Source organism: Shinella yambaruensis (genome assembly GCF_050859155.1).
GTDB classification, from domain to species: Bacteria; Pseudomonadota; Alphaproteobacteria; order Rhizobiales; family Rhizobiaceae; genus Shinella; species Shinella yambaruensis.
In genome coordinates this window covers 2,740,970-2,761,463 of sequence record NZ_CP150638.1, presented here as the reverse complement: position 1 = coordinate 2,761,463, position 20,494 = coordinate 2,740,970, and the positions used below count along the sequence as shown (strand labels likewise).

At 59.9% G+C, this 20,494-nt stretch carries 19 protein-coding genes; 9 read left to right on the top strand and 10 right to left on the bottom strand.

Annotated features, from left to right (window positions below):
* Nucleotides 1-50 precede the first annotated feature (50 nt).
* On the bottom strand, nt 51-221 hold the full coding sequence (locus WMC41_RS13530; RefSeq protein ID WP_432343906.1) for a hypothetical protein: 171 nt from the start codon (nt 219-221) through the stop codon (nt 51-53).
* Between the two features lie 35 nt (nt 222-256).
* On the opposite strand from WMC41_RS13530, the gene WMC41_RS13525 reads away from it, so the two are divergent.
* From WMC41_RS13525 to WMC41_RS13515, 3 genes are all read left to right on the top strand, one after another.
* Entirely contained in the window at nt 257-1,576 is a 1,320-nt protein-coding gene (locus WMC41_RS13525; protein ID WP_432343905.1) for a DUF4365 domain-containing protein, read from the top strand.
* On the top strand, nt 1,573-3,027 hold the full coding sequence (locus WMC41_RS13520) for an argonaute/piwi family protein (protein ID WP_432343903.1): 1,455 nt from the start codon (nt 1,573-1,575) through the stop codon (nt 3,025-3,027). Before WMC41_RS13525 ends, WMC41_RS13520 begins: the two co-directional genes overlap by 4 nt.
* A gap of 75 nt (nt 3,028-3,102) precedes the next feature.
* Entirely contained in the window at nt 3,103-3,489 is a 387-nt protein-coding gene (locus tag WMC41_RS13515) for a hypothetical protein (RefSeq protein WP_432343901.1), read from the top strand.
* A gap of 4 nt (nt 3,490-3,493) precedes the next feature.
* On the opposite strand, the gene WMC41_RS13510 is transcribed toward WMC41_RS13515, so the two are convergent.
* The gene (locus tag WMC41_RS13510; protein ID WP_432343898.1) at nt 3,494-4,903 is read right to left on the bottom strand and encodes an antitoxin Xre/MbcA/ParS toxin-binding domain-containing protein; all 1,410 of its coding nucleotides are present in this window, start codon (nt 4,901-4,903) and stop codon (nt 3,494-3,496) included.
* A gap of 251 nt (nt 4,904-5,154) precedes the next feature.
* Between WMC41_RS13510 and tnpA (WMC41_RS13505) the strand changes: the two genes are divergently transcribed.
* From tnpA (WMC41_RS13505) to WMC41_RS13480, 6 genes are all read left to right on the top strand, one after another.
* On the top strand, nt 5,155-5,529 hold the full coding sequence (gene tnpA, locus WMC41_RS13505; RefSeq protein ID WP_277920734.1) for an IS66-like element accessory protein TnpA: 375 nt from the start codon (nt 5,155-5,157) through the stop codon (nt 5,527-5,529).
* Nucleotides 5,530-5,579: 50 nt separating this feature from the next.
* Nucleotides 5,580-5,873, top strand: coding sequence for an IS66 family insertion sequence element accessory protein TnpB (gene tnpB, locus WMC41_RS13500; protein WP_432343894.1), 294 nt, complete (start codon nt 5,580-5,582; stop codon nt 5,871-5,873).
* A gap of 63 nt (nt 5,874-5,936) precedes the next feature.
* Nucleotides 5,937-7,562, top strand: a complete 1,626-nt coding sequence (gene tnpC / locus WMC41_RS13495) for an IS66 family transposase (protein WP_432343892.1) — start codon at nt 5,937-5,939, stop codon at nt 7,560-7,562.
* Entirely contained in the window at nt 7,562-7,858 is a 297-nt protein-coding gene (locus WMC41_RS13490) for a hypothetical protein (RefSeq protein WP_277920737.1), read from the top strand. Before tnpC (WMC41_RS13495) ends, WMC41_RS13490 begins: the two co-directional genes overlap by 1 nt.
* A 501-nt stretch (nt 7,859-8,359) precedes the next feature.
* Complete coding sequence (locus WMC41_RS13485) at nt 8,360-9,709, top strand: hypothetical protein (RefSeq protein WP_432343890.1); 1,350 nt, start codon at nt 8,360-8,362, stop codon at nt 9,707-9,709.
* 8 nt (nt 9,710-9,717) lie between these two features.
* The gene (locus WMC41_RS13480; protein ID WP_432343888.1) at nt 9,718-10,323 is read left to right on the top strand and encodes a hypothetical protein; all 606 of its coding nucleotides are present in this window, start codon (nt 9,718-9,720) and stop codon (nt 10,321-10,323) included.
* A gap of 291 nt (nt 10,324-10,614) precedes the next feature.
* On the opposite strand, the gene WMC41_RS13475 is transcribed toward WMC41_RS13480, so the two are convergent.
* The 8 genes from WMC41_RS13475 to WMC41_RS13440 all read right to left on the bottom strand — a co-directional run bounded on the left by WMC41_RS13475 (nt 10,615) and on the right by WMC41_RS13440 (nt 20,491).
* Nucleotides 10,615-12,660 (bottom strand): hypothetical protein, encoded by a 2,046-nt coding sequence (locus WMC41_RS13475; protein WP_432343886.1) that lies wholly within the window; start codon nt 12,658-12,660, stop codon nt 10,615-10,617.
* 206 nt (nt 12,661-12,866) lie between these two features.
* Nucleotides 12,867-13,430: a YecA family protein gene (locus WMC41_RS13470; RefSeq protein ID WP_432343324.1), complete on the bottom strand. Its 564-nt coding sequence runs from the start codon at nt 13,428-13,430 to the stop codon at nt 12,867-12,869.
* The gene (gene tnpC, locus WMC41_RS13465; protein WP_432343327.1) at nt 13,427-15,001 is read right to left on the bottom strand and encodes an IS66 family transposase; all 1,575 of its coding nucleotides are present in this window, start codon (nt 14,999-15,001) and stop codon (nt 13,427-13,429) included. Before tnpC (WMC41_RS13465) ends, WMC41_RS13470 begins: the two co-directional genes overlap by 4 nt.
* A 48-nt stretch (nt 15,002-15,049) precedes the next feature.
* Nucleotides 15,050-15,406 (bottom strand): IS66 family insertion sequence element accessory protein TnpB, encoded by a 357-nt coding sequence (gene tnpB / locus WMC41_RS13460; protein ID WP_160788235.1) that lies wholly within the window; start codon nt 15,404-15,406, stop codon nt 15,050-15,052.
* Nucleotides 15,403-15,873 (bottom strand): IS66-like element accessory protein TnpA, encoded by a 471-nt coding sequence (gene tnpA / locus WMC41_RS13455; RefSeq protein WP_432343330.1) that lies wholly within the window; start codon nt 15,871-15,873, stop codon nt 15,403-15,405. Before tnpA (WMC41_RS13455) ends, tnpB (WMC41_RS13460) begins: the two co-directional genes overlap by 4 nt.
* A gap of 298 nt (nt 15,874-16,171) precedes the next feature.
* Nucleotides 16,172-17,803 carry a 5-guanidino-2-oxopentanoate decarboxylase gene (locus tag WMC41_RS13450; protein ID WP_432343884.1) on the bottom strand — a complete coding sequence of 544 codons (1,632 nt, stop codon included), beginning with the start codon at nt 17,801-17,803 and terminating at the stop codon, nt 16,172-16,174.
* A 1-nt stretch (nt 17,804) separates the two neighbouring features.
* Entirely contained in the window at nt 17,805-18,770 is a 966-nt protein-coding gene (locus tag WMC41_RS13445; RefSeq protein ID WP_432343882.1) for a CobW family GTP-binding protein, read from the bottom strand.
* Nucleotides 18,764-20,491, bottom strand: coding sequence for an amidohydrolase (locus tag WMC41_RS13440; RefSeq protein ID WP_432343880.1), 1,728 nt, complete (start codon nt 20,489-20,491; stop codon nt 18,764-18,766). Before WMC41_RS13440 ends, WMC41_RS13445 begins: the two co-directional genes overlap by 7 nt.
* Nucleotides 20,492-20,494 lie beyond the last annotated feature (3 nt).

Below are 20,494 nucleotides of genomic sequence, written 5' to 3'. Positions count from 1 at the left end.
TGCGGAGCCGGCGCGCCTCTAGGCCAAGTCTTCGTACTTGGCCTAGCTAATCAGATTTTCTTGCCGCAATCGAGCTCCGCCTGCTTCATCCTGCGGTGGGCCTCGACGAGGCTGGCGGGAGGGGTGGCAAAAGTCTCGCTCCACTGCAGCCTTAAAATATCGGCGTGCATACCGTTCAAAACCCGAAGTAAAAAAATAGCGGAACACAGTCTTTTGGTCATTGGCACTCGCGGAAACCTCTGCCTATCATTGCCTTATGGCAAAGAATGTTACGCAGAATCAGCTTGTCGGCGAGATCGGCGAAACAGCGGCGAAGCTCCAGTTCCTGAAGATCGGGTTCCAGTTCGATCCGCGGTCGCGGCTCGAAGCCGGCATAGACGCGATCGTCGAGGTTATGGACCACGGAAGGCCGCTCGCAAAGATGATTGCGGTCCAAGTCAAGACGACGGCTGAAGGGAAATACCCGGGCGAAGACGCCAACGGATTCCACTATCTTCTGAAAAAGGAGGACCTCGTCTATTGGCGCGGGAGCAACCTCCCGATCATTATCGTACTGCACCGGCAGTCCGACGAGACGTTCTTCTGGAAGGAAATCCCGCGCGGCGAGGAATTTCAGGACCGCCGCCTCAACTTCAGCAAGCGGGAGGACCTACTCGACAAAAATGCCGTCGATCGACTTGGGGCGCTTACCGTGCCGAAATCGGGATTCGGTTACTATGTCCCGCCTCTCGGCGGCGGTGAGGACGCCCTCGTCAACATGCTGCCCGTCAGACTACCGACCGAGGTCTTTGTGTCTACCACTTCACACACAAGGAAACAGGCGGCGGCTATTCTGTTGGAGGCCGACGAACCTGCCCGCTTCGACTGGGTGATAAAGGGCGACGCCTTCTGGTCCTTCCATGACCCGAGAACTTCGGTCTGTCGCAATATCGTTGATCTCGATCAGGTTGAAGCTATCGAAGTCGAGGCGCTTGCTTTCCATGAGGACGTCGACGAGCGCAACAACTTCTCCTACCTCCTGAAGCAGGCGCTAGGTCATCAGGTGCGTCAGGAGCTGTCTTGGGACAAGGAAAAGAAGCTGTATTACTTCAAAGCCAAGGCACGAAATACGCCGCGGACTTTCAAATATCAATCGGCCAAGAAAGCAACGGAAGCCGACGTGGTGAACGTCGCGAAGAACAAAACCGAGAAAGACCGGGTCGCGTTCGTCAGGCACCACGCCTTCGTCCCCCGCTTTGAAAGCTTTTATGACGAGTGGTTCCTCGTATTGGAGCCGACCTATCATTTTACTTTCGATGGCTTCACTGCCCATACCTATCCCGACGCCTTGCTTTCAGGGAAGAAGCGCATGGACAATAGCGCCGCTCTTCGGGGCCAGGTCATCATGTGGCACAGGCTTCTTGCGAGCCTCGAGCCGAAATCCGACGACCTGTTTGCAGAGGCCTCTAGCGAGCCGTGGCTGACCTTCGGCCCGCCGCCTGTGATCGAATTGCCGACCAAGGTTCCTGAGGACGTCTGGGGGACGCCCAAAAAGGACGATACCGAAAAAGAACTGGACCTGTTGAGTTGGCCATGAAGTTCACATCCACCATTTTCGAAGAGCCGATGCTGGAATTCGGCGGCCAGTTCCAAGACCCTGACCCTCGTCGTGGATTGGTCGTGGCCGGGCCGTTGCAAACCATTAATGGCGACGTCATCAAGATCGCTGTGGTCGGAAGCTCGAAAACCGTCGAAGACACGGACAAATTCCTTGCCGCCGCGTCCGCCGGTTTTATCGGGAAATCCGAGAAGCATCCGAATATGCACCCGGACTTTCCGGGCTTGGGCAACCAGAACCCGTATCGGTGCAAGTTCGAGATCGCGAAGGACGCCACGTCGGCAATCACCCAAGCGAAGATCGACAAGATCACGAAGGAGCCTAATCACGCGAAGGCCGTCGAAATGGCCGTCGACGAGATCATGCAGCTATTGACCGCCATCGAAGAGGGAAGCAGCCGTCCAGACGTGGCCGTCGTGGCACTGCCGGTCGCCCTTATCGAGCGTGTTTGGAACGCGAAGGTGGACTCCGACGAGACGGTCGAAAAGGAAGACAGCGGCGGCTCGGACGCGCCGAACTTCCGCGGCATGCTAAAGGCGAAGGCCATGCACCTCCGGTTCCCGATCCAGATCGTCTGGGAGGATGTCCTAGACGAGCGGGCCGTCATTCCGAGGAAAGTCAAGGAGAGCAGCGCCCGCAAAATCCAGGACGAGGCAGGCCGCAGCTGGAACATCATGACTTCTCTTTACTACAAGGGGTCCGGCCGCATTCCATGGCGGCGTATGCCAGAGGATGGCGAGTTCTCCGCATGCTACATCGGGGTCAGCTTCTATCGCGAGGCAGGAGGGCAGCAACTCTTCACCAGTGCCGCCCAGATGTTCGATGAGCGAGGCCGTGGGTTCATTCTCAAGGGGCGACGTGCGCTGACAGAAACCCGTGGCCGTCACCCCTATATGATCGCCGAGGACGCCAAGGCGCTGATCGCTGAAGTCCTTGCTGCGTATAAGACCCACCACAAAAACTTCCCGGCGCGCGTCATTGTACTCAAGACGTCACGCTTCCGCGACGAAGAGGCCGAGGGCATCATGGAGGCGCTCGACGAGGTCGGCACAGAGATGAAGGACCTTGTGTGGGTGCAGGAATCCTCATCGATCAAAGTCATGCGTGATGGCAACTACCCCGTCATGCGCGGGACATTTGTCGAGTTGGACGGGAAGGGCTTGCTGTATACCAACGGCAGCATTCCATATTACGGGACCTATCCGGGCATGTATGATCCACGTCCTCTTCTATTGTGTCCGCACAGGACCAGCGACAGCACGGTGGCCCAGATCGCAGCCGAGGTGCTCTCGATGACGAAGATCAATTGGAACTCGACCCAGATGAATCAGAAGCTGCCAATCCCGATCCGGGCCGCACGCAAGGTTGGAGAGGTCTTGAAATATGTGACAGACGGCAAGGTCAGCTCGGACTACACCCGCTACATGTAGCCGCCTCCGCCTTTCGAGCCGGCCGATTTGAAGACGATCGTCGCAACTCCTAACTTTTCTTGTTGAGGAGAACCGATGGACAATATTTTCAAACAGATGGCCGAGCGTGCAAGAGCGGCAAGTCGGGCCATTAAAAAGCCGAGACCCGAAGACGACGGTCCCGTATTGGAGATGACAATCCCTATGCCCGAAGTCGGCGTCGCGGTGCAGGCGCACTGGATGGAACGACGCGACGAGCGGGAAGCTGAAGAGAAAAGGTTTCGACACGCGGAACTGAAACGCCGCGAAGATGCCGCACGTAGGAGCGGAGAATGGACTGAGACGTCACCAAGCCGGACGAAGCAGGCCGAACAGATGCGGGAAATCGGCAGGGAATTCACTCTCAGCGGATTGAGGCCCGTGGGGCCGTCGGAACAGGAAGAAGAGAAGCAGCGTCAGAGAGATCGCGGCATGTCGATGTAGGTTTTCAGCGACGCCGCCGCTTCTGTTCGCCATCCACAAAGGCGTTCAAGACGTCCATAACCCGCTGCAATGACTTGTCGTCCTTGCAGCACTCCACAGGCTTCAAACCGCCGAGGTCCTTGTTCGAACTATTCAGCCAGAGCTTTGCGACGTCCTGCCGAGAGATGCGCCGATAGGCCTCGTCCTCCAGCCGTCGGACGTTCGCCTTCCTGCGCTCCTCGGCTCGCTCCTTTGCCTCCCGATCTTCCCTTACCTGGGAGATCGCGACCTGAGCCTTTCTGAGGCCTTCCGCGCTATCGGCGGCCAGCTCCGACGGTGTCCTGCCGCCTTGGTCGGGCAGTGGCGTCGCTAGCCATGCCGTGGGGGTTCCGAATTCTCGACCAGCCGCAACCGTGATCTCGGACACCCGCGCGTCGGCTTCCCGCTTGAGCCGATCATTGCGTTCTCGCTCGGCGCGATCCCGGGCCTCCGTCCGCTCAGCCTGTAGGCGGAGGAATAGGCCAGCCAATGGAAGCCCTGCGAAGTCTTCGGGTGGCTCGTCCTGCCTGAACGCCTGCATCCGAGTGATCGCGGTGCGGATCGTCCCAAGGGTATCCATGAGTTCGTCGAACTGGCTGTCCTCGTCCTGAAGGAGGGCAACGGTCGAGGTCCCGTAATGGGATGCCCGATTCTCGATCCAGCTGTCGAACTCTATCCAGTCCCCGTCGTCGGGGATCATCAGATCACGGATGGCCTGTAAAACAGCCTCTGCTTGCTCCTGACGCTTCTCTGGGCGCTCGATATGTATGATGACATCCGCGATGCGCTTCAGCGTCGCCTGCGTCATGTAGAACCGATTTCCACGGGCTTCATGCGCCAGGTCGGCGGCGTGCAGTCGCCGCAGGTACGCCAGAACCTCCTCGTAGGCTGACTTGAACTCTGGGTCGACGTTCGCGATGATCCAGGTGGTGTCCTCGTTGGTCATCGCGTTGATTGCGGGCTTCGGCCAATTCCGTTCGCGCAGACGGTCCAGCATCTGCACCGCGCCGACCATGGCAGGGTATTTCGTGTCCATCAGTCTGTAGAGGATCGCGGCCTGCCATTGTCGGCGCGGGACGAGGAAGGCTGAAGGCTGAATGTCATCCAGGTCCATGAACTCGGAAAGCCCGATCTCGATCATCCAGTCTGCAAGTTCGGCCGCACGCTGTGATGCTCCCATATCCTTGTCTTTGTAGACTGCGGCCTTGCGCCGGCCTTCTACAAGCCGGGCTTCCTCTCGCCGGACCTTCTCGTCGGCGAGCTTTGCGAGCCTTGCCGCAATGGCGGCGCTTTGCAGGACCTCGCGCGGCGCAATATCGATGATGACCTCATCAAGACCGTCGAGGGGGTATGCCCTGTAGCCCGAAACATCGATTTCGAGGACATCCACGTCCATGTTGGCAAGCTTCTCCAGTTTCTCCGGAGGACAGCCGTGGGTATTCTTGATCTCGATGAAAAGCTGTCGGCCATCAGGCGTTGTGGCGCGGATGTCGGGAACGACCTCACCTTCGGCTGTTTCAAGTCGAATGTCTCGGAGGTCGATTGATCGTAACCGCCCGATTGTCACCGCCTGCCCGATAGCGGCCTGATTGGCTAAGACACGTCATTAGCGACGTCGTTAATGACGTGTCTTGGGCGAGGTAAGGAATGCGTGTGGAAATTCTCGGCAAGGAGCGGCGGCGGCGCTGGAGTGACGAGACGAAGCTGGAAGTTGTGATGTCAGTTGGTCTCGACGGGGCGACGGTGAGTGAGGTTGCCTGTCGGCACGACGTGATGCGGCAGCAAATTTACGCCTGGCGGCATGAGCTGAAGAAGAAAGGCCTGTTGCCGCCGACTGCCGATACAGTGTTTCTTCCCGTCGACATATCCGTCATGCCTGGTGCGGCGCTCGCGCGCGAGGAGGCGGAGCGTGCATCCGCAATGATCGAATTGCGGTTGAACCATGGGCGCAGCCTTCGCTTCGACAGCGGCGTGGATGGGACGGTCCTGACCCACCTCATCCGGGCGGTTGAAGCGGCATGATCGGGCCTGGGACAGGTGTTCGTGTTTATCTCGCCTGCGGTGTCACGGACATGCGAAAGGGCATTGAGGGCCTTGCTGCCTTGACGCAGGATGTGCTGCGCCAGAAGCCGACGGGAGGTGCTGTCTTTGCGTTCCGGGGGCGTCGTGGTGACCGTTTGAAACTTCTTTATTTTGATGGCCAAGGCTTCTGCCTCTATTACAAGGTCTTGCAGAAGGGGCGGTTTCCGTGGCCATCCGCCGCTGATGGGACGGCGCGGCTGACATCGGCGCAAATGGCGATGTTGTGGGAGGGCATTGACTGGCGGCGGCCGGACTGGGGCGCCCCTCCGGCCCGTGTTTGTTGATTTTATCTCACTGAATTTACATGTTTTTATGGATATTGAACCTGACCTGTGGTAGTCAGGTTCATGTCGAATGCGAGCCAAAATCTTCCCGATGATCCGGCCTTCCTGAAGGCGATGATCGCCGCGCTTGAGGCGCAAAACGCGAAGATGTCGGCGACCTTGCAGGCGCATGATCAGTTGATCCAGTCCCTGCGGCTGCGCATCGCCAGGCTGAAGAAGCATGGCTTCGGCAAATCGTCGGAAAAGATCGAACGGGAAATCCAGCAGTTGGAACTGGCGCTGGAGGACCTGATGATTGCCGCCTCGGAAAGCAGCAGCGAGCCTCTCACCGAGATCGAGGAAGCGGCGCCTGCCGCGTCTGAGGCAATCATGCCGGAAAAGACCATGCGCCGCCGTCCGCGCGTGTCGGACAAGGCCGTTCGCGAGCGCAGGGAACTCGATCCCGGCGCGCACTGCCCCGCTTGCGGTGGCGAATTGCGGCTTGTCGGTGAAGACGTCAGCGAAATCCTTGACATGATCGCCGCGCAGATGAAGGTCATCGAGATTGCCCGGCTGAAGAAGTCCTGCCGCTGCTGCGAGAAGATGGTGCAGTTGCCCGCGCCCAGCCGCCCCATCCCGGGCAGCATGGCGGGCGCTGGACTGCTCGCCTACATCCTGGTCTCGAAGTTCGACGACCACCTGCCGCTCTATCGCCTGAACGAAATCTTTGCCCGCATGGGCGTTGATATCCCTGACAGCACGTTGGTCGATTGGTGTGGCCGCGCCATGCGGGTGCTCCTGCCACTGATCGAGTTGATCGAGGCGGCGATCATGAGCAGTGATCTTCTCCACGCCGACGACACGCCGATCCGGGTTCTGGATCGCTCTCTGCGCGACAAGGGGCTGGGGAAAGGGGTGAAGAAGGGCAGGCTCTGGACTTATGTCCGGGACCAACGCCCATGGGCGGGCGCAGCTCCGCCCGGTGCGGTCTATTATTTTGCTCCCGACTGGAAGGAAGAGCACGTTCACCGTCACCTCAGCCAAGCGAGCGGCATCCTTCAGGCCGATGGCTACAAGGGCTACGCGAAGTTATATGGGGCCGGACCGGACGGGACACGCCGCTTCCGGGAGGCTTCATGCTGGGCGCATTGGCGGCGCGACTTCCACGATATCTGGGCCTCGAACAAATCCGAGATTGCCCGCGAGGCGCTCGACCGTATCGGTGCGCTTTACGACATCGAGCGCGAGGTTGCAGGCAAGTCTGCCGATATCCGTCTTGCCGCGCGCCAGAAGCACAGTAAGGCAAAGGTCGAAGCATTGCGCGTCTGGGCTGAAGCGCAACTGACCCGCATCCCCGGCAAGAGCGATCTGGCCGGCGCTTTCCGCTACGGCTTGAGCAGGTGGTCCTCATTCTGCCTGTTCCTGGAAGATGGCCGTGTCGCAATCGATAACAACGCCGCCGAGCGGGCGTTGCGTCCTGTCGGCGTTGGAAGACGAAACTGGCTCTTCGCGGGTGCCGACACTGGAGCAGAGACCCTGGCGCGGGCCATGACGATTATCGAAACTGCCAAGATGAATGGCCTCGATCCGCAGGCCTATCTGGCTGACGTGCTCGACCGCATTCAGGATCACAAGATCAATCGCCTCGCCGAACTGCTCCCCTGGAACTGGAAGCCGACAGCGGCGATCATCTGCGCCGAGGCCGCCTGATGGCAACGGTCAGATTCGTCTTCACCATCGACTATGTCGCCGAAATCCTCGAAGAGGACGTCGACCTCCTCCGGGAGATCATCAGCAATGATGACAACCTGACCTATGGCAATATCATCAGCGTCGTGACCGGTGACGACGAGAGTACGTCAGCTTTGACAGACGATGGCGTTGACGAACTCAGGCAGATGCTCAGCGACGCGCGTAGGTCTGCGGAAACATGGCAAGAGTTCCTCGATTGCTTCGTCCTCGACGAAGAGATCGCCGCACGCGTCAAGACATATTCCCCGCGGTAGCAATCGGGCCGTTACGATTGATCGGCGAGGGGTGACGACGATGCGCTTTCCGTCAAGATCGGTCAGCCAAGTCTCGGGTATTGTGACCCGGCCGTGGCGGGCGATGATCTCCTTGCCGAGGATGTGAAGCGCGGTCTCACCCGCCGTGGCGCAATTGGCTGTCAGTTGGTCTGGCTGGTGCGCGAAATGATGACGGTTTTGGTCTCCCCCGTTTTTGGCGACCAGAGCACGCCCGCATCCATAGCAGACGCATCCGCAACGCAGTCCGTTTGCCACCTGTGAGATGTGCCTCCGTGATCCGTCGACGGCGTCTTTGGCGACGAGGACAGTGCCATCGTCGCAGGCAGTCAGGTCAGCAAGGGTTATCTTCGTTGCCATCAGCGCCATGAATCGTGTTGAGGTCGCGAGGCTAGCCCGGTTTTCCCCGTTCCGGAAGCTTATATGAGGCGACGTTGACGGGGTTCCGCGCCGTTGCCTATTGTCGTTATGGGGAGAGCGGGGATGAAAGCAAAGAGGACCAAACCGAAGCGGACGAAGCCAGCCCGTAGAAGTGCCGCTCGGCGTACGGTGGTCGTTACCCGTTGGCATGTCGTCAAGGCCTGCATTGAAGCCGAAGTGACGGCCCAGGTATCCCGACGAGGCTTTGGGGGATCGGTGTCAATCCAACCAGGAAAACTCGATTTCCAACACGACGGGACAAGTGGTGTCGTTTCCCAAGCTGACCTGGAGAGATATGCGGCATCCATGGTGGAAAAGGGGTTCGCCAGCGCAGCATCTTCAGCTGGCACGCATGTCGAAATCGCCATAACGCCTAGAACAGTAGCGATCCTCACAGGCACCAAGACGGCGCGCCCGACGTCCACCAAGGTCGCGAAAGCAGTCGCGCCGCCGAAGGTGCGCCCGCAAGAGCCTTCGTCTCTACAACTCCCGTCAGCGGGCAAAATCATGGAGGCGGCGGTAGCCACGATCCGTGATGCCCCAGCGCAAAAGGCGGTTGTCCGACAAAAAGTCGCCGGGTTGCTGAATTTCCCCGCTGACAAGATCAAACTCAGCGTCTACGAGCCGGGGAGCTTCAAGACGACCTGTTTTTCCGAGGCGTTTGGTCTGGTCATCGCGCATCTGCAGAAGGTGGGGGTCGTCAGGGCGGAGGGTAAAAAGCTTATCGCTCTACCGTATACCGATGATCAGCCTATTCCGGCTTTCGAACCGTCGAAAAAGGTGAAAGCACGCACGGCGCAGCCCAAGACGGCGCGGATGTCAGGAACAATGGATGTCGAACGTCTAGTCAGATCGCTTCCGGGACAAGACCCGTATAGGCTTCTGAGCATGTGGAAGAACGCCGTTCGAATATCAGACGACAGGTCGCAGAAACATCTCCACGGCGATGCCGCTATCATGGCGATGGCGATATCCAAGGAGTGGGAACGACGCGCGAAGACGCTGGCCGACGACGCCTACTTCAGGTGGCCCTCTACTGAAGCGCCTGGCGGGCGACGGAACGGACACTATCGCGACCTCCGTCACGAAGGCATGCTGAAATACCTCGAATACAAGGTCGGTAAGGACGGGGAGCATTCTTCGTACAGACACGCTCTACTGTCCCGGATTTTTGAGAATGCTCTGCCGCCAGTCTTCGACCGTCTTTACATGGCCGAGTGGGGACCAAACGGGTCTTCCATCAGGCTGCACAAGATGGCGCACTGCCTCGCCTCGTTCGCTAAAAACTTCAAGTATCAGGACAACGACAAGTACGACGAGGCCATCAGGCATTGGGAGCAGGACCTCGAGTACCTACATGATCGATATTACATCGGCAGGTTCGGTTTCGGCTGGCCGACGACAGTTATCTAGGGGATTGCATGATTTCGCTGACCGACTTCGTAAAGTCGCTTCCGGGTGTCCGGCCGATAAAGGCGAGAAAGCTGATCTTGGACGGCGATATCCTGACGAGCGATGAGCGCCGCGACATCTTCACTGAGCGGCGAGGCGATTTTTTCGTCGATTGTATCGGCCCTGATGCTGCCGCAGCTATCTTGGCTGCTTATCGAACTTCTAGGCTTCCAATGGATCGTGGGACGAGTATCAGCGATACCCCGAGTGCTGAACGATATCTTGAAAATGCCGATGCTCTCCGGGAGCAGATCGCCGATCGCAGACGGAAGGAAGCTGCACTCAAGGATATCTCATTCGTGGAGGAGCGGGATTTCCAGGACAACAGATTTCTCGATACCATATTCTGGAAGCAATTTCCCAAAGGCGGCGAGGCGACGCTTGTTCTCGCGGGTATCGCGGTTACCAAGACGGTCCAGAGCTATCCCAGCAACAGCGGGAAAAGTCGGGGTAACGAGGTGACATTCTATTGGACCGGCTCGGATGGTGAGAAGCGATTTTCCGGAACTGGAAAGCCGCCAGAGGCGTCCAATCGTAGAAACGATGCCGACAGAAACTGGGGTCTTCACGAGTAGCGTTTACAGGGGTGCGCCGAAATCAGGTAGGCGTAGCGCCTTTCGACGTAGGGGATGCCTGGACGATTTCGCGTTGCCGAACACGACCGATATCACGACCTGCTCTGACCTTGATACGGCGTCCGAGAGGTTTGAACGTGATATCGTCTAGGGCGGAGCCAAGAGATTTTGTCATCGCGCCTGTCTCGTCTTCGGTCGAAAACCGATCGTCGTCCATAATGAGCCTCGCAAACCGTCGATGCCCTAAATGTGCCCGTTGGAAGGCTATGGCAATATAGTACGATGTCGATTTTATCGCCGCCGAAACTCTGATTGGCCGTTACTGAGCCTAGAAATGAGCGATCGCGCTTTCTGTCTCTCGATCCCGGTCACGTCACCGAAAATTGGAACCGCCATGTATGCCTCGGAATGTGCGATCGTCGGAATTGGGGTCGATGACCATTCAAATCGTTCTTTGATACGCTTCAGAACGTATGGTGCTGAGGCTTCTGATTCGAATTTCTGTCCTGCCTGGGCTTCCGTTTGATAGTATTGGATCGTCCTGTCGATTGCCCTGGAGCTCCCTTTCTGAATCGCTCGACCAACCACAAGGTCGCCGCCACTGAGATAAAGCTTCAAAAAAGATGCCTCAACGATCAGGACATCATCCACCTTTGTCGAAAAGCCGTAGTCCTGTGCTGGAATTACAATCGGGATATATCGGAGGCTCTTGGCAGACTCCACGGCTATTCCTAGCGCCTTTGCGGCAACGTCAGGTCGAGTCTGCAAAAGCTGCGTTTTTCGTTTCGCTTGGGTAGCGGCAGATTTCAATTTCCCGTCGTACCGAGCTTTCTCGAAAGGATCGGCCGGCATCAACAGCAGCTTAACTTCTCCAACTAGGCAGATACCACCGAAAGCCACGAGAAGATCGATCTGCTCACCGAAGTCTTTTGTCTTTTTAACTCCATGTTCCGCAACTGAAGCGGTTTTGAAATATCGATTGTCGATAACTGCCTGCCGTATTCTGGCACGGTATATTTCTTCGTATTTTTCACCCCGAGCAGCAATCGGGTTAGAGTCATCAATACCTCCCTTTTCCATCCAAGCCTCTGCCTTGCGCAAAGGGTTACTCGTTTCCAGGGCGGGAAGTGGCAAAAGATAATCATTACAGTTGGGAATCTTAACCAAGGGAGCGGACCAAAGACCTCGATTTCCCTTCTGATTTTTCGACGTTTTGATTTCGAACGTCAAAAACTCGACGATTTTTTTTGCCGTCACTGCGTCGACAGGTATCCCCTCAGCGATAGCTTGAACCAGCGTACCTTCTGGTACAGTCAGTGCTATTTCTTGTGCGTCTTTGGGCGATATTGTTTGGGGAAGCTTCGTAACCCGGCTCAGCCCGTGTGCGATGTCAAGGATCAGATGCCATGCCGATAAAAGGTGCGCCACCGTCACGCCTTTTGCATTCGGCATATCAACGTCAAGAAAATCTGCGATAAAGGAGCCTTCCAGCCCGCTTCTCTCGATCGTATATACAGGTGGTCTTGAAGAGAGATACTGCGCAGAAGACACTCGGGCCAGCACCGAATTTTCGGTCCTCCTAACTGACGTCACGGCCCTCAATCTGGAGCGCTTCCTTCGCTGACTCGGCGAAAGTGACGGCCAAATAGAGATATCGATATACGGGTAGTTCATCAAATTCGTTTGTTGGCGCTGTAGCCAACTCTGATCTAGGATCATGGCATCTGGGTCGCTAGGCATCCATATCGTTGCACCATCTTTGTCGAGGTCAAAATACCAGGCATCGAACCATGCCTGGTTCCAAAGCGTGCTCAAAAGTTTTCGGAAGCTATAGAACTTGCCAGCCGCCACGCCGAATGTAGTGAGGTCTTCGGGCGGAGCGCTCGATCCAGATACTTTAAGAGCATCGAAAAGCCAGTTTTCGGTAAGGTCTGTGCTGCTCTCGGCGAAATCCGTTGTCGTGAAATGTTGTCCGTTGTTGCCCTCGATCCGGAGACCAGAAAAGGCATCCATTGAATATATTGGATCATCTCGACGTTCTTTGGCGACCTCGTCGCGCAACTTCTCGGCGATGCGGTGATCCCGGTTCAATATAGCTACCGCCAGGATTGTGGCCCATTCTGAATCTAGGGAGCCAAAGGCAGGCGACGGATATTTTTTTGACAACTCGGCATATTCCGAAGCTATCCATTTGGCGGCTTCATAGAGCCGAGTATCGTCATCTGTTGGGGAAATCTTCCCGTAAGCCAAATCCCAGTCTGCCTGGATATACTGACCTGAAGAGGGGGGCTTGAGGTTTGAGACGGACTTGCGGAAGTGCGTTTCAGTTATCGACATGGAAACTCGGTTTCGGTCAAATCGGGAGCGATGAGCCAAGTTTTGCATGCAAGCTTAGAAGTTCGCAACAACCGGCCAGATACATCGGGCCATCACCAGCACGAGACCTTGAGCATCATCTACAGTTGACTGCATTTATTTTGATCGTGAGCGCAACGAAGGGCCCACGGCTTCCGTGATTGACTGAATAGGTTTCCGGCTGTCGGTCAGAACGTCTGCTTCGCTCGCTTCGGCATAAAATAGGCTCGAATATTGATGAGCGCTTCCGCGACCTTTGTAGCATCCTGACGGGTCGCGTTCCGTTTTGCCTCACCGAGCTTGCGGATGGGCGCGACGATATCCCCGGTGACGGCATGACCTCGAAGGACGGGCTGCCAAAGCTTGGGTGCGTACCTTGTTCCCAATAGAAAGCAGAGGTCCCAATCGAAGGGATCAAAGGTCTGATCATCGATCTTGGTGAACCTGGGCCGATGGTCTTTCGGCGTTTCGGCGAGGCTTGCCGATATCCGGTTGTATTCCGCAACGATGGTCTGGACGGCTCGATGCTCGGTTGTTTCCATCGGCAGGTTCAGGGCATCCGGGCCAGTCAGCTCCGGGATCCACTGACGCGGGTCGATAAACCTCGGGCCGATGATGAGAGCCGTGAGATAACCGTCGAGGCCGCTCATCGACCAGATCGGCGAGACTGGACGGCGTGCCCTGATGAAGGCCTCGAACGCCTCGTCATCGAGCTTCGGCCGTGCCGTAACCCCTTGGCTGTTCTGTGTCATGCCGCCCGTCGCTCCTGATCTGCAATGCTCTCGCGGTCGGCCTTCCAGGTCCATGGGAAGAGCGTATCCATCTGGTTCGCGGTCACCTTGCCGGAGATGATGCGCTCGAGCACGTCGGCAAGCCAAGCTTCGGGGTCTACACTATTGAGCTTTGCCGTGTTGACGAGCGATGCGAGGACGGCGAAGGTCTTGCCACCGCGTTCGCTGCCCACGAACAACGAGTTCTTCCTCGTCAGAGCCACCGATTTCATCGAACGCTCGACCACATTGGAGTCCACTTCGATCCGGCCATCCTCCAGGAAGGCTGCCAGTCCGTTCCAGTGGTTGAGCGTGTAGGTGACGGCCTTGCCAAGCGCCGATTTCGACGACACCTCGTCGCTAAGTTCGGTGAGCTGGGCCTTCAGTTCGCCCATGACGGGCGCTGCCTCGCGACGCCGCACCGTGAGCCGGGTATCGGCATTTTCGCCGCGCAGTTTCGCTTCGATACGGTAGATTTCGGCAATCCTGGCCAGGATCGACAGGGCCTCAGCAGACCCGGTCATCTTGACGATTTCGACGAACTTGCGCCGGGCATGGGCAAGGCAGAAGGCCAGCCGCATGGGGGCGACATTGCTCTTCCCCCGGCGCTTGGCCAAGGTTTTATAGGCTTGGTACCCATCGACCTGGAGCACGCCGGCAAACGACGACAATTGCCCCTCGACCTCGCGGGCGCTGCGGCTTTCGGCAAAAGTATAGGCCACCGCCGGCGGCGCCGGACCATTCCATGGGCGATCGTCGATCGCTTGCGCCCACAACTGGCAGACCTTGGTTCGTTTGCGCCCCGGATCGAGCCGCGGAAGCGGCGTCTCGTCACAGAACACCCTTGGCTGGGAGCGGATGAAGGCTAGCAGCGCATTGTAGAGAAGCTCGAGCCACCAGGCGACCCGCGTCACCCAGGCCCCAAGCGTGCCGCGATCGATGATGACGCCGCAGGAGGCAAGCATCTGCGCCTGGCGATGAAGCGGCAAATGCCAGGCGAACTTCGAAACGGCCACATGGGCGGCAAACGCCGTGGTCACCATGCCGCCGTCCATCACGCGCGCCGGTGCGGGCGCTTGCACAATGACGCTTTCGCAGGCCCGGCATGCATAACGCGGCCGGATCGTCCGCTTCACCCGGACAACCGCCGGCACGATGTCGAGCGCCTCACTGGCGTCCGTGCCGATGCAATGCAGCTCGAACGAGCAGCACGGGCAAATCTTGCTCTCCGGCTCGATGAGCTCTTCATACCGTGGGAGATGCCTGGGTAACCGGCCGATGTTGCGCGCCGGCGATCGCCGCTCCTGCTTTCGGCTGTCAGCCACGGGTGCAACATCGTCATTGGCCGCCACGGGAATGTCGCTGAGATCGCCAAGCTCAAGCGTCGCCTGCTTCGGGTCGATCGCCGTCATCTTCTCCGATTTCGGCCCAAAGAGCTGCCGCTCCAGGAAGGCAACACGCGCCTTGAGGTCGGCATTCTCTGCATCGAGCGAGAGAATGATCCGGCTCAATTGCGCGGCATCCTGAGGTAAAGGGTCGGGTCGAAGCGGCATGGCAGACCCTAGCACATGACCCTGAATCTTCAAGCAAATCCAATAGGATCAGCCTGCTTTCGTTGGCCGCTTTACGGTGTTTCGCCTGACCCGCGTCCAGTCGATACCGGCCAGCAAAAGGGAGAACTCCTGGCTACTCATCTGCATCGCGCCATCGCGGATCGGTGGCCAAACGAACGTGCCAGCCTCCAGCCATTTCGTCGCCAGGATCATGCCTGATCCGTCCCAATAAATGCAGCGCAGGCGATCGAGACGCTTGGCGCGGAACACGAACACGTCACCACAGTAGGGATCAGCCGCAAGCGCTGACGCCACCAGCGCAACAAGCCCATTCATGCCGCGCCGGAAGTCGACCGGCTGCGTCGCCACCATGATCTTCACTCCACCAGGCGAAAGTCCAATCACCGGCGTGCTCGCAACGCTGCCACGATCGCCTGCGCTAATTCGGGCGCCACCGAACCGATCACGGTCATGCGCGCGCCAGCAATCTCGATCTCAATACGCCCCGCGGCGTCGTGGGCGATATCCGACGGCGAGTTCTCGCAAGACGTTCTATCGCCAACCACCGTCACCGGCACGAACATGGCCTGCTGTGCGCCGGCTTGCGCGGATCGTCGAGAGGTCAGTCCGGCTTCGCGCCGCCAGACGTTCAGCAGACCGCGATTGACGCCCCAGCGCCGGGCGATCGCCGAGATGTTCACGTCAGGTTCTGCACTTTCGGCAAGGATCCGCGCCTTCTCCTCGTCGGTCCAATTCCGCCGCTGGCGTCGACCCGTGATCACCTCGATCCGACGATACTTTCCCTCATGCCTGGCTTCATGCATGCCTTCATCCATGGCTTCAAGCATGGCATCAGCGCGATCTCCAACCATCCCGTTCCGCTCCTGTCGATGAAGGAGTTGTTCTCGCGGCATCAATCACAAAAGGAAAGGTGGGGTGTTCGTCGCGCTCACTTTTGATCCAGCCAACTTCCCCTAGTTCCATTGCGTTCGCCAGCTTCGCGCAATTTCTACGACGTTAAGTCGCCTCCGACTTGCCTAAGAAAATCAATTATATGTCTCAATGATCAGAGGTATGTGGCGGCAGACACAGTTCGGATCAGAGGTATGCGGCGGCGAGATCAATCGGTTGCGGCGGCCTCGGCGCTAAGTTATTGGTTTTCGGTGGGCCTCAGATCAGACGTTTGTGGCGGCCTACATCTGCCGTGGCGGTTACATAGGCCTCTTCATCGATTTCAATGACCGTGGGGCACGTACGCCGGATGGCCGATCTCAAAAGCGCCGGCAGCTCGCCAGGACTTCTCAGGCGCTCGGCCTTACAGCCGAAGCCGCGGGCGATGGCCAGGAAATCCGGCGTATAGATATCGACGCCGATCGGCGCGATGCCGCGTGCTTCCATGTAGGCCTTGATCTCGCCGTAGCCGTTGTTGTTCCACAGCAGCACGACGAGCGGCAGGCCGGCCTCGCGGGCGGCGGCGAGTTCGGGCAGGGTGAACTGGATGCCGCCGTCGCCGGCAAGGCAGACGGTTGGTCGGCCGGTGCCGATCAGCGCTCCCGCGGCGGCGGGCAGTGCATAGCCGAGCGTGCCGTAGCCGGTTGCCGAGCAGAACCACGACCGCGGCCTGTTCGCGGCAAAGTCGATGCAGCCTGCATAGACGGGCTGCGCGGAGTCGCCGACAATAATGACGTCGGGCAGGGCTTCGCGCACGATCTCCATGAGATCGACGCCGGCGCGCAGAACCGGATTGAGCATTTCTCGAACAGCCTCTCTGGCGGCCCTTGCGCGTGCAGCCCCGTCGTTCGCCATGCGCGGCGGGATCCTCGCGGTCAGCGCGTCGAGCGCAAGGGCGCAGTCGGCTACCAGCGCGATATCGGCCGGCCGGCCGCGCATGGCCTGCTCGGGATCGATGTCGATGCGGATCAGTTTCCCGGTGATGCGCGCGCCGCCCGTCTCATAGAAATCGTAGTCGGTCGGCCCAAACTCGGTGCCCGCCGCAATCACCAGATCGGCCGCCTCGATGAGGTTGGCCGTCGCCGCCATGGCGGGGCTGCACGAAACGCCAAGGGGATGGCCCGGTGGCAGAACGCCGCGGCCGTTGACGGTCATGATCACCGGGGCGTCGAGCGTTTCGGCCAGCCGGAGCAAGGGGGACGCGGCATCGGCGGCACCGCCGCCAGCCAGGATGACCGGGCGCACGGCCTGCGAGCACAGGGCGGCGGCGGCCGTGATTGCCTGCGCTTCCGGCGCGGGGCGGCTAGGGGGTGGCCGCTTCTGCGGAGAGGGCAGTACGGAGGCATCCAGCATCAGTAGATCCACAGGCAACTCGATATGCACCGGGCGCGGACGGGCCGAAGCGAAGACGGCAAAGGCGCGGGCGATGACCTGAGGCAGCTCCTCCGCCCGCAGCACGGTGTGGCTGAAGGCGGTGAACTGGCGAGCGAGCTGGCGCTGGTCGGGCAGTTCGTGCAGGTGTCCTTCGCCCGACCCCATGCGGCCAGGCGGGTTGACGCTGGTGATGACCAGCATCGGCACGGAATCTCCGTAGGCCTGCGCCATGGCGGTGGCGATGTTGGTGAGGCCGGGGCCGGAAATTACGAAGCACACGCCAGGCCTGCCGGTGGCGCGGGCATAGCCGTCGGCCATGAACCCGGCCCCCTGTTCGTGGCGCGGGGTCACGTGGCGGATGCCGCTGCCCGGCAGCCCGCGATACATTTCAACCGTATGGACGCCGGGGATGCCGAAAACGGTATCCACCCCATATGCGGCAAGCAGTTCGACCAGATAGGTTCCGACGGTCTTCATCTCAGGCAGGTCCCTTCTTCCCGGAGCGGGCAAGCGCACCGCAACCGTTCAATTGCGCGAGCACCCCTTCAAACGGCAGATCCCGGCCGAAGCCGACGAGCACGAGCAGGCTTTGTCCGTCGAAGCCCTCGGGCAGATGCGCCGCCGGTTCGAAGGAGACCCGCGTGCCGACCACGTGAACGGCGAACAGTCGGCCATCGCTTGCCTGCACGAAACCCTTGGCCCGGTAGATGCGGGCAGGCAGCGCAGCGAGCACCCCATGCAGGCGCTTGGCGTCGATGGGGCCGTCATGCCGCCACGTAACGCTTTCGGCCTGCTCGTGAACCGGCATAGCCGCGAAGGGCGAGCTAGCGCCGCGGGAGGGAAAACCGCCGGCGAAAAGGAGGTCGAACGGCACGCGCGCGTTCGTCGTCTCGATGGTCCGCGTGTCGGGAAAGGCCCAGCGCGCATGCCAGGCGTCAAGGATGTCGCGCGATACGAGATCGGTCTTGTTAAGGATCAGGAGATCGGCCGATCCGACCTGCGCTTCCGCAAGACCGGGCGCCGCGGCGATGGCGCCGTCGAAGCCGGCGGCATCGACCAGCACGACGATTGCATCGCCCCTCAGCCGCCCGGCAAAGCGGGCATAGCGTACCGTGTCCATGATCCGCGCGGGATCGGCGACGCCGCTTGCCTCGATGACGATATGGTCGATGTCCATGCGGGCGCTCAGCAGCTCTTCGAGCTGCTCGACGAGGCCCTGGTTCATCCCGCAGCAAACACAGCCATTGGAGAGGCTGTAGAGGCCGCCTTCCGTCGAGGTGATGAGCGCGGCGTCGATGTTGATCGCGCCGAAATCGTTGACCATCACGGCGATCTTCAGTTCGTGGTCGCCGCCAAGAATATGGTTGACGAGCGTTGTCTTGCCCGCGCCGAGAAAACCGCCGATCACGGTGACCGGTATTGGTCCGGCCTGCCTGGTCACCATAGTTTCGGGGCCTCGCCGTGCCAGATGGCTTCGGAAGCCGCGTCCAACCGGTCGTGCACGAGCTGCCCCTGCATGAAGGTGAGGTCCACCCTGGTGGAGTGGATGTTGCCCTGCGGCTCGATCTCGAAGAGGTTGCGGTCGAGCACGATGATGTCGGCGGACTTGCCGATCTCCAGCGTGCCGGCCTCGTGCTCGATGCCCATCGACCAGGCGCCGTTTCTGGTCATCACGTCGATGGCCTGGGTGAGGGAGATCGGCTCGCCGAACCGGCCCTCGGTTTCCCCCCAGGGATTGGCCCGGGTCACCATGGTTTCCAGCGCGATCCAGGGATCGAGCGGACTGACGGGCCAGTCGGTGCCGACGACGGCGACGCCGCCGGCCTCCAGCACGCCCTTGATGTTGTAGGCGCGCGACAGCCGCTCGGGGCCGTAGCCGGAGCGGGCGCCGGAGACGAATTTCGAGGGATACCATGAAACCGGCGAGAATTCGGCGGTGACGTTCAACTCGCGAAAACGCTTGAGGTTGCCGCCGTGCAGGATGGTGGAGTGCGCGCATTGATGGCGCACGCCCAGGCCGCCCGGGCGCCGGCGTGCCGCCTCGACGGCGTCCAGAAACGTGTCGGAGGCCGCATCGCCCGTGCAATGGGCGATCACGCGGATGCCTTGCCGGTCCATGTCCCAGACCATGTCGGCGAGATGTTCGGGCGTCAGGTTGAGCTTGCCGCGCCAGGCGCTGTTCGCGCCGTCCCAGGGCGTCATGAGATAGGACGAGCGCGGTTCGACGGTGCCGTCGAAGTGGAATTTCACGGCATTGGCGTTGAGCCGGGCCGAGCGGTAGTAGTGGCGTTCGCCGGCGAGCAGCTCCCAGCGGCGGCGCACGGGGAAGATATCGTCCTGCCAGCTGATCGCGGCCTCGACCCTGAGCGTCAGTTCGCCGGCCTGGTCGAGGGTTTGCAGCGCCTCCAGCCGGTTCTCGCAGACATGCACGTATTTGGTGGCGACCACGCCGCGCGCGGACTGGTAGCGTACGCCGTCGCGATAGGCGGCGCGCAGCACCGGGACGGGCGTCGGCGGCATCGCGGCATGAATCAGGGCGTAGGCACCGTCGATGAGCAGGCCCGTCGGTTCGTGGCTGATCGGATCGCGTTCGAGATAGCCGTTGGGAGGGTCGGGCGTCTCAGCGCCGATGCCGGCACGGCGAAGCGCCTCGCTGTTGACCATCATGGTGCCCCACATGCGGTCGAGCAGGGCGACGGGGCGATCGGGCAGCACGTTGTCCAGCCAGTCCCGGCCGGGCACGAGACCGGCCTGCCGGAAGGTGTAGCGGACGAAATATTGCCCGTAGATCCATTCGCGATCCGGGTGCCTGGCCGCATAGGCCAGCACGGCGTCGCGCACCTGATCGGGCGTCGGATCGACGATGCCGATGTCCAGATCCTCGGCATAGCGCGGTGCGAGCGCCAGGTCGGGATGGGTGTGCATGTCGTAGAGACCCGGCATGGCAAACCGGCCGCCGAGGTCCTTTATCCTGGTCTGCGGCCCGATGAGGTGCTCCACGTCCGCGCGCTCGCCACGCGCAACGATGCGCCCGCCCGAAACGGCCAGGGACTCGCACCACGGCAATCCGGGATCGCCGGTATAGATACGGCCATTGGTCAGGACGAGGTCGGCGTGAGCGTCGCGGGCTGCGTGGCTGGGGCGATGGTCGTAGAGAGAGCGCATGAT